The organism is Arthrobacter sp. CAL618, from assembly GCF_000468215.1.
Taxonomy (GTDB): Bacteria; Actinomycetota; Actinomycetes; order Actinomycetales; family Micrococcaceae; genus Arthrobacter_D.
In genome coordinates, this window is the sequence record NZ_ASZW01000231.1 from 1 (window position 1) to 10,168 (window position 10,168).

The window sequence follows — 10,168 nt, forward strand, 5'->3', positions numbered from 1 at the left end:
CTGTTGTTTGAGAACTCAATAGTGTGCCATGTTTGTTGATACCGATTGTTTTATTGATTGGTTGAATTTGGCTGCATGATGCCACCCCGTGGTGTTGTGTGGTTGTTTTTGGCTGGTTTCGAATTTTGCGCGTGCCTGTTTACTGGTTTTTCCTGGTGGTGGGTGCGTGTCTGTAATGCATTTACGGAGAGTTTGATCCTGGCTCAGGATGAACGCTGGCGGCGTGCTTAACACATGCAAGTCGAACGATGATCCCAGCTTGCTGGGGGATTAGTGGCGAACGGGTGAGTAACACGTGAGTAACCTGCCCTTGACTCTGGGATAAGCCTGGGAAACCGGGTCTAATACTGGATATGACCTTCTGGCGCATGCCATGTTGGTGGAAAGCTTTATTGCGGTTTTGGATGGACTCGCGGCCTATCAGCTTGTTGGTGGGGTAATGGCCTACCAAGGCGACGACGGGTAGCCGGCCTGAGAGGGTGGACGGCCACACTGGGACTGAGACACGGCCCAGACTCCTACGGGAGGCAGCAGTGGGGAATATTGCACAATGGGCGCAAGCCTGATGCAGCGACGCCGCGTGGGGGATGAAGGCCTTCGGGTTGTAAACCTCTTTCAGTAGGGAAGAAGCGAAAGTGACGGTACCTGCAGAAGAAGCGCCGGCTAACTACGTGCCAGCAGCCGCGGTAATACGTAGGGCGCAAGCGTTATCCGGAATTATTGGGCGTAAAGAGCTCGTAGGCGGTTTGTCGCGTCTGCCGTGAAAGTCCGGGGCTTAACTCCGGATCTGCGGTGGGTACGGGCAGACTAGAGTGATGTAGGGGAGACTGGAATTCCTGGTGTAGCGGTGAAATGCGCAGATATCAGGAGGAACACCGATGGCGAAGGCAGGTCTCTGGGCATTAACTGACGCTGAGGAGCGAAAGCATGGGGAGCGAACAGGATTAGATACCCTGGTAGTCCATGCCGTAAACGTTGGGCACTAGGTGTGGGGGACATTCCACGTTTTCCGCGCCGTAGCTAACGCATTAAGTGCCCCGCCTGGGGAGTACGGCCGCAAGGCTAAAACTCAAAGGAATTGACGGGGGCCCGCACAAGCGGCGGAGCATGCGGATTAATTCGATGCAACGCGAAGAACCTTACCAAGGCTTGACATGAACTGGAACAGCGCAGAGATGTGTTGGCCGCTTGCGGCCGGTTTACAGGTGGTGCATGGTTGTCGTCAGCTCGTGTCGTGAGATGTTGGGTTAAGTCCCGCAACGAGCGCAACCCTCGTTCTATGTTGCCAGCGCGTTATGGCGGGGACTCATAGGAGACTGCCGGGGTCAACTCGGAGGAAGGTGGGGACGACGTCAAATCATCATGCCCCTTATGTCTTGGGCTTCACGCATGCTACAATGGCCGGTACAAAGGGTTGCGATACTGTGAGGTGGAGCTAATCCCAAAAAGCCGGTCTCAGTTCGGATTGAGGTCTGCAACTCGACCTCATGAAGTCGGAGTCGCTAGTAATCGCAGATCAGCAACGCTGCGGTGAATACGTTCCCGGGCCTTGTACACACCGCCCGTCAAGTCACGAAAGTTGGTAACACCCGAAGCCGGTGGCCTAACCCCCTTGTGGGGAGGGAGCTGTCGAAGGTGGGACCGGCGATTGGGACTAAGTCGTAACAAGGTAGCCGTACCGGAAGGTGCGGCTGGATCACCTCCTTTCTAAGGAGCACCTCGAATGACGCGCCGATCCTGTGTGGTTGGTGTGGGGTTCGTAGGAGTATGGCCTATTGCGCGGGCGTTTGTTCCGCGGTGGGCTGCTCAAGGGTGGAATATCAATGGATAGGTGCCTGGTGGCGCTGGCTGGTTGCAGAGTACGATCGCCTTTTGGTGGTGTGGAAATGGTTCTGGTTGGTGGTGATTGGGTTATCGTATGGCACACTGTTGGGTCCTGAAATAACAGGGCTCTGATTGTCGTGGACAAGTGTTCTGCTGGTTTGGTGCGTCGTTGTGGCGTGTCGGGTTGGTGGGGTGTTGTTTGTGGGGGTTGGGGTGCTGGGGTTTCTGGTTTTTCCCTGCCATGGCAGCGGGATCCTCGTGTTTGGGGGTTTTGGTTGGTGGTGTGGGGTTGTTGGTTGAGAACTGCATAGTGGACGAGAGCATCTTAAAAATAAGAAGCAATTTCAAAAAATCTTGGTTTCAGACTTTTAGTTTGATGCCATGGTTTTCTCGATATGTTTTTTGATCTTTTGTGGTCAAGTTTTTAAGGGCACACGGTGGATGCCTTGGCATCAAGAGCCGAAGAAGGACGTGGGAATCTGCGATAAGCCTGGGGGAGTCGATAACCGGACTGTGAGCCCAGGATTTCCGAATGGGGAAACCCCGCCTGGCCAGCGATGGACCGGGTGACCCGCATCTGAACACATAGGGTGCGTGGAGGGAACGTGGGGAAGTGAAACATCTCAGTACCCACAGGAAGAGAAAACAATAGTGATTCCGTTAGTAGTGGCGAGCGAACGCGGATGAGGCTAAACCAGTGGTGTGTGATAGCCGGCGGGCGTTGCATCACTGGGGTTGCGGGACTTTCCGTTCTGATTCTGCCGGATCAGTGAAATGAGTGCAGGCGTATAGGTGAACGGTCTTGAAAGGCCGGCCGGAGAGGGTGTAAGTCCCGTAACCGTAATGCGTGCTGCCGTTTGGAGAGTATCCCAAGTAGTACGGGGCCCGAGAAATCCCGTGCGAATCTGCCAGGACCACCTGGTAAGCCTAAATACTCCTTGATGACCGATAGCGGACAAGTACCGTGAGGGAAAGGTGAAAAGTACCCCGGGAGGGGAGTGAAACAGTACCTGAAACCGTGTGCCTACAATCCGTCAGAGCGTTGCCATCCTTTCGGGGGTGGTGGTGTGATGGCGTGCCTTTTGAAGAATGAGCCTGCGAGTTAGTGTTACGTCGCGAGGTTAACCCGTGTGGGGAAGCCGTAGCGAAAGCGAGTCTGAATAGGGCGAGTGAGTGGCGTGATCTAGACCCGAAGCGAAGTGATCTACCCATGGCCAGGTTGAAGCGACGGTAAGACGTCGTGGAGGACCGAACCCACTTCAGTTGAAAATGGAGGGGATGAGCTGTGGGTAGGGGTGAAAGGCCAATCAAACTTCGTGATAGCTGGTTCTCCCCGAAATGCATTTAGGTGCAGCGTTGCGTGTTTCTTACCGGAGGTAGAGCTACTGGATGGCTAATGGGCCCTACAAGGTTACTGACGTCAGCCAAACTCCGAATGCCGGTAAGTGAGAGCGCAGCAGTGAGACTGTGGGGGATAAGCTTCATAGTCGAGAGGGAAACAGCCCAGACCACCAACTAAGGCCCCTAAGCGTGTGCTAAGTGGGAAAGGATGTGGAGTTGCGAAGACAACCAGGAGGTTGGCTTAGAAGCAGCCATCCTTGAAAGAGTGCGTAATAGCTCACTGGTCAAGTGATTCCGCGCCGACAATGTAGCGGGGCTCAAGTACACCGCCGAAGTTGTGGATTTCAGATATTAGCTAAGCCGGAGACTTGTTCTCCTGAGTTCAGGCGTCTGGAGTGGTAGGGGAGCGTCGTGTGGGCGGTGAAGTCGCGGTGTAAACCAGCGGTGGAGCCTACACGAGTGAGAATGCAGGCATGAGTAGCGAAAGACGGGTGAGAAACCCGTCCGCCGAATGATCAAGGGTTCCAGGGTCAAGCTAATCTGCCCTGGGTAAGTCGGGACCTAAGGCGAGGCCGACAGGCGTAGTCGATGGACAACGGGTTGATATTCCCGTACCGGCGAAAAACCGCCCATACTGAGCAGGGGATACTAACCGCCCAATACCTGACCGCCCACCCTTCGGGGTGACGTGGTTTTTGGTGGAGCGCGGGACCTGATCCTGGGAGGTAAGCGTATTAACAGGTGTGACGCAGGAAGGTAGCCGGGCCGGGCGATGGTTGCCCCGGTCTAAGGATGTAGGAGGGACCATAGGCAAATCCGTGGTCCTGGTTTTGATACCGTCTCTGAGACCCGATGGGCCCCGTTATGCGGGGATCCGGTGATCCTATGCTGCCTAGAAAAGCATCGGCGCGAGGTTTTAGCCGCCCGTACCCCAAACCGACACAGGTGATCAGGTAGAGAATACTAAGGCGATCGAGAGAATTATGGTTAAGGAACTCGGCAAAATGCCCCCGTAACTTCGGGAGAAGGGGGGCCTCACCCGTGACCAACACTTGCTGTTGTGAGCGTTGTGGGGCCGCAGAGACCAGGGGGAAGCGACTGTTTACTAAAAACACAGGTCCGTGCGAAGTCGCAAGACGATGTATACGGACTGACTCCTGCCCGGTGCTGGAAGGTTAAGAGGACCGGTTAGTGCCCTTCGGGGTGCGAAGCTGGGAATTTAAGCCCCAGTAAACGGCGGTGGTAACTATAACCATCCTAAGGTAGCGAAATTCCTTGTCGGGTAAGTTCCGACCTGCACGAATGGAGTAACGACTTCCCCGCTGTCTCAACCATAAGCTCGGCGAAATTGCACTACGAGTAAAGATGCTCGTTACGCGCAGCAGGACGGAAAGACCCCGAGACCTTCACTATAGTTTGGTATTGGTGTTCGGTGTGGCTTGTGTAGGATAGGTGGGAGACTGTGAACCCTGGACGCTAGTTCAGGGGGAGTCATCGTTGAAATACCACTCTGGTCATACTGGATATCTAACTTCGGCCCGTAATCCGGGTCAGGGACAGTGCCTGATGGGTAGTTTAACTGGGGCGGTTGCCTCCTAAAAAGTAACGGAGGCGCCCAAAGGTTCCCTCAGCCTGGTTGGCAATCAGGTGTCGAGTGTAAGTGCACAAGGGAGCTTGACTGTGAGAGAGACATCTCAAGCAGGGACGAAAGTCGGGACTAGTGATCCGGCGGTACATTGTGGAATGGCCGTCGCTCAACGGATAAAAGGTACCTCGGGGATAACAGGCTGATCTTGCCCAAGAGTCCATATCGACGGCATGGTTTGGCACCTCGATGTCGGCTCGTCGCATCCTGGGGCTGGAGTAGGTCCCAAGGGTTGGGCTGTTCGCCCATTAAAGCGGTACGCGAGCTGGGTTTAGAACGTCGTGAGACAGTTCGGTCCCTATCCGCTGCGCGCGCAGGAAATTTGAGAAGGGCTGTCCTTAGTACGAGAGGACCGGGACGGACGAACCTCTGGTGTGTCAGTTGTACTGCCAAGTGCACCGCTGATTAGCTACGTTCGGATGGGATAACCGCTGAAAGCATCTAAGCGGGAAGCCTGCTTCGAGATGAGATTTCCATACACATTTGTGTGAGAGGCCCCCAGCCAGACCACTGGGTTGATAGGCCGGACGTGGAAGCAAGGACTAACGACTTGTGAAGCTGACCGGTACTAATAAGCCGATAACTTACACCACACACACCACCCGTGAACGGCATCAAAAGACGTTCACACCAAGGATGGTGTAAAGATATGCTGCTTTCGTCCACTATGCGGTTCCCAACCAACAACAGGAACCAAAAAACACAACACAATACAGGTATATACTGTTCAAGTTGTAACCAAAAAAACTTCCCACCCCACACGGCTCACACAGCCAGTGCAGGGGAACGGGTAAAAGGGTTACGGCGGTCACAGCGTGGGGGAAACGCCCGGTCCCATTCCGAACCCGGAAGCTAAGACCCACAGCGCCGATGGTACTGCACCCGAGAGAGTGTGGGAGAGTAGGACACCGCCGGACAACCATTAGACGAAAGGCCCCACCACCGGTGGGGCCTTTCGCACTTAACCCACCACACCCCAAACACACCTGATGCAGGCCCTACAATGGGTAGGGCGGCGAAGCATGCCACCCACACAGATTCATAGAGAAACCGAACGGAAACCGCACCAGTGCCGGCTCCGTTTGTAATGAGAGGAACCGCGTAGCCATGGCCGACCAAGACCGCAATCACGGAGCGGACCGGGCAGACCGACGGCCCGATCGATCAGGTACCCAGGGCGGCCGGTCGGTTGGCAAGCAGAGCGACGCCCCCCGGAGCTCGGCCTCCCGCGATGATAGGGCGGGTGGGTATCGGGGAGCACGTCCGAACACCGGCGNCATCAGCCGGCCGCGGTGCCAGCCAGGGCAGGGGCAGCGGTCCACGTGACGAAAACCGTGGCGGCTCCGAGCGCGCCGAGAGTGGGAAGCGTTCCTTCAACGCCCGGGACCTCCGCAGCGCCAACCGTCCAGACCGCGAACGGTCCCCAAATATCGATGAGGATGTCACTGGCGCTGAACTGGATCGGGTGACCCGGGCGCAGATCCGCAACCTTGAAGAAAAGAGCGCCGAGTGGGTGGCCCGCCACCTCGTGATGGCGGGCCGTCTGCTTGAGGATGAGCCCGAACTGGCATTCCAGCACGCCCTGGCGGCCAGCCGCCGCGGTGGCAGGCTCGCCGTCGTGCGTGAAGCAGTGGGCCTGACCGCCTACGCTGCCGGACACTACGGTGAGGCGCTCCGTGAGTTCCGCACCTATCGCCGGATCAGCGGTTCGAACGACCACCTTCCGGTCATGGCCGACTGTGAACGTGGGCTGGGCCGCCCCGACCGCGCCCTTGATCTTGCTCAATCAGAGGAGGCCGAAGGGCTGAGTTCTGCGGGCAAGGTGGAACTGGCCATGGTGGTCTCCGGGGCTCGCTCAGACCTGTTGCAGCACGATGCCGCGGTCGCCGCACTGGAAATCAGCCAGCTCGACCGCAACCGTGCGTTCAGCTACAGCCCACGGCTGTTTCGCGCCTACGCTGAGGCCTTGGCGGCGGTTGGCCGTACCGCCGAAGCAGAGCAGTGGCGCCGTCAGGCCGGGATCGCCGACAGCGCTCTGGGGTTGGGCGAGTTCGCCGAGCCGGACATCGTTGATCTCGGCGGTGACGATGAGGAGGTCCCCGATGCCTCGGCCGCCCGTCGGCGGGTTGCTTCGGCTCCCACCGGCAGTCCCGGGACCACCTCGCTGACTGAACGCCGGCCGGGAACAGGCGACGCCCCCGCAGCCGACAGTGAGCCGGACACCGTCACTGGGTCGGACGCCGTCACTGAGTCGGAGGACGAACCGCGTCTCGAAGCGAAGTCGGCCGGTCAGGAAGCGGCGGAAGCGGCAGCCGCCCAGCAGTCCGTGGAAACGCCGGGCGCCCCCGACGACGTCCCGGAGGAGGAGGTGCGCCGCGCACCTGCCACCTGGCGTTCACTCAACCGGCCCGCTCCAATTCGCACCAGCCCCGAAGGCGGGCAGGACACCGAAAGGCACCATGACTGAGGCTTCCCTGATCTCGTCCTACGATGCACTCTTAGCCGATCTGGATGGTGTCGTCTACGCGGGACCCAACGCCATTCCTGGTGCGGTGGAGTCCCTGGAACGTTTGGCGGACATCGAAGTCGCCCTCGCCTACATCACCAACAACGCGTCCCGGTCAGCCGAACAGGTTGCAGCACACCTGCGCGAGCTGGGTGCTCCGGCGACGGCGGCCCAGGTGTTCGGGTCGGCGTTTGCCGGGGCTGAGCTCCTGGCCACACTGGTGCCCGCCGGGTCGACCGTCCTGGTCACCGGCAGCCAGACCCTGGTCGACCAGGTCAAGGCGCAGGGTTTGGTCCCAGTCACCTCCGCTGAGCCAACTCCTGATGCAGTCATTCAGGGCTTCGACCCCAACCTGGGGTGGAAGGATCTGGCTGAGGCTGCCTACGCGGTGGCGGGTGGTGCGGTGTGGGTAGCAACCAACACGGACCTGTCCATTCCGCAGCTCCGCGGAATCGCCCCCGGCAACGGGTCGCTGGTCGCGGCGGTCACCGCCGCCACCGGTAGCACCCCCGCGGTCGCCGGCAAACCCGAAGCGGCGTTGTTCACCACTGCCGCCAAGCACCTCGGTGTCTCTCGCCCACTGGTGGTTGGAGACCGGCTCGATACCGACATTCTGGGCGGAAACCGTGCCCGGATGGACACTGCCCTGGTGCTCACCGGCGTCGACACGGTGCGGACGGCGCTGGCGGCTGTCGCCGGTCAGCGTCCCAAGTACCTCCTGGCCGACCTTGAGGGCCTCTACGAGCCGTACCCGGAAATCAGCCACAGCGACGGCGTGTACCGGTGCGGGGCGTCGTCGGCGATGGTCGACGACGGAACGGTCCACCTGACCGGGGACCTGGCGAACCTCGACACCTGGCGTGCCGCCTGCAGCGCCTGGTGGAGCGCTAATCCTGACCCTGCGACCGCCGCACTGCCCGCCCTGCAGTCCGCGGGCAGCCCGGTTCTCGCCGATTCCGCAGGTCGCTGATGACTGGCGCTGCCCCGAGTGTGCCGTCACCTGAAGACAGCGTGGATCACGCTGCAATAGATGACGCCGCAATAGACGACGCTGAAATAGACCATGCCGCAACGGTTGGCGAGGGCCCGGACTTTCCCCGCAGGGCGGAGACCAGCGGGGACACCAGCGTGGATGGGCTGACCGCTCATCTGGCCGACATCCCGGGCCTCCCCATTGACGACCACAACCGCCTGTACACGGGGCTCCATGACGGCCTGCTTGCCGAGCTCAACGCCGATCCGCCCAAAGCCCATGACGCGCCTTGACCAGGCTCTGGTGGCCCGAGGGCTGGCACGGTCCAGGTCGCACGCCGCCCAGCTCATCGCCGCCGGCCGGGTGCGCCGCGCCGGCGTCATCCAGGCCAAGGCCGCCAGTAAGGTCCAGGATTTTGAGGAGCTGGCAGTCGACGACGGCGGTGCCCCCGACTTCGTGAGCCGTGCCGGGGTGAAACTTGACGGGGCGCTGCGGTCTTTCACCGGGGTCGCTGTGGAGGGGAAACGGTGCCTCGACGCTGGCGCCTCCACGGGCGGCTTCACCGAGGTGCTCCTGCGCGCTGGCGCCTCCCGTGTGGCAGCCGTCGACGTCGGGCACGGCCAGCTCGTTGCGGACCTGCGCCGGGACCCACGGGTCGACGTCGTCGAGGGGCTAAACGTGCGTCAACTGGAGCCCGACGCCATCGGAGGCCAGGTCGATCTGACGGTCGCGGACCTGTCCTTCATTTCCCTCACCCTGGTGCTGCTCCCACTCGCCCGGGCCACCAAACCCGGCGGTGACATGGTGCTGCTCATCAAACCCCAGTTCGAAGTGGGCAAGGGAAAACTGAACTCCAGCGGGGTGGTGGCAACCGAACCGGAACGGCGCCGCGCCGTCGGACAGGTGATCGGGAGGGCCCTGGCCCACGGACTGACCGTGTCGGGGCTGATTCGCAGTCAACTACCGGGTCAGGACGGAAATGTTGAGTTCTTTGTGTGGATAACAGTGCCGACCGGCCCGTTGGTGCCTAGGATCGAAGGGGAGCTTGATCGCATGACCCGGCAGGTGCTGGACTCCAGCACTGCTTTTACTGATGCCCGGCTAGTTACCGGCACGCCAGACGGCGCACGGGATACGACGGAGCTTCAATGACACGACGGATACTGGTCCTTGCCCACACCGGGCGGCACGACGCGATGGCGGCTGCCCAGGAAGCCTGCACGCAGCTGCACCAGTCAGGGTTGGTCCCCGTCATGCGGGATGAGGAACTGAAGGACATCCAGGACGAGTACGGGGTGCTCACCGCGCCCACCGAAACCCTAGGCGTCGACGTCGGACTCGACGAGGTTGAGCTGGGGATGGTCCTGGGCGGCGATGGGACCATTCTCCGCGCCGCAGAACTGGTCCGCGGCTCCGAGGTCCCCCTTCTCGGCGTCAACCTCGGGCACGTCGGGTTCCTCGCCGAAAGTGAACGGGCCGACCTCACCGAGACGGTGCGCCGGGTGGTGGACCGTGATTACACCGTCGAAGAGCGGATGACCATCGACGTCCAGGTGTGGCGCGGTGACGTCCTCGCAGCCCAGACCTGGGCGCTGAACGAGGCGGCCGTCGAGAAGGCCAGCCGCGAACGGATGATCGAGGTGGTGATGGAGGTTGATGGGCGACCCCTCAGCTCGTTCGGGTGTGACGGTGTGGTGATGGCAACACCCACGGGGTCGACCGCCTACGCCTTCTCCTCCGGCGGACCCGTGGTCTGGCCCGAGGTGGAAGCCCTGCTGATGGCGCCGATCAGTGCCCACGCCCTCTTCACCAAACCACTGGTGATCGCGCCGACGTCGGTCCTCGCCGTGGAGATCCTCACCCGCACCGACGCGGCGGG

3 protein-coding genes, 3 rRNA genes and 1 pseudogene are annotated in these 10,168 nt (G+C 60.3%); all 7 read left to right on the forward strand.

Going from position 1 to position 10,168, the window contains the following annotated elements; translation table 11 throughout:
* The first annotated feature begins 180 nt into the window (after positions 1-180).
* Positions 181-1,707, forward strand: a 16S ribosomal RNA gene (locus K728_RS0113810).
* A 531-nt stretch (positions 1,708-2,238) separates the two neighbouring features.
* A 23S ribosomal RNA gene (locus tag K728_RS0113815) occupies positions 2,239-5,403 on the forward strand.
* Between the two features lie 207 nt (positions 5,404-5,610).
* A 5S ribosomal RNA gene (gene rrf, locus K728_RS0113820) occupies positions 5,611-5,727 on the forward strand.
* Together the 16S, 23S and 5S rRNA genes form the textbook arrangement of a ribosomal RNA operon.
* 1,542 nt (positions 5,728-7,269) lie before the next feature.
* Entirely contained in the window at positions 7,270-8,286 is a 1,017-nt protein-coding gene (locus tag K728_RS0113835; protein WP_024477071.1) for an HAD-IIA family hydrolase, read from the forward strand.
* Positions 8,286-8,582 carry a hypothetical protein gene (locus K728_RS0113840; RefSeq protein WP_156911324.1) on the forward strand — a complete coding sequence of 99 codons (297 nt, stop codon included), beginning with the start codon at positions 8,286-8,288 and terminating at the stop codon, positions 8,580-8,582. Before K728_RS0113835 ends, K728_RS0113840 begins: the two co-directional genes overlap by 1 nt.
* On the forward strand, positions 8,569-9,441 hold the full coding sequence (locus tag K728_RS0113845; RefSeq protein ID WP_024477073.1) for a TlyA family RNA methyltransferase: 873 nt from the start codon (positions 8,569-8,571) through the stop codon (positions 9,439-9,441). The genes K728_RS0113840 and K728_RS0113845 overlap by 14 nt, the downstream gene beginning before the upstream one ends.
* Positions 9,438-10,168, forward strand: a pseudogene (locus K728_RS20705) (NAD kinase); the annotation flags it as partial. The gene K728_RS0113845 and the pseudogene K728_RS20705, both read left to right, overlap by 4 nt.

Bases quoted from the DNA above. Each gene is read 5' to 3' on its own strand.
- K728_RS0113835 (WP_024477071.1), top strand. From the start codon at position 7,270: ATGACTGAGGCTTCCCTGATCTCGTCCTACGATGCACTCTTAGCCGAT.
- K728_RS0113840 (WP_156911324.1), top strand. From the start codon at position 8,286: ATGACTGGCGCTGCCCCGAGTGTGCCGTCACCTGAAGACAGCGTGGAT.
- K728_RS0113845 (WP_024477073.1), top strand. From the start codon at position 8,569: ATGACGCGCCTTGACCAGGCTCTGGTGGCCCGAGGGCTGGCACGGTCC.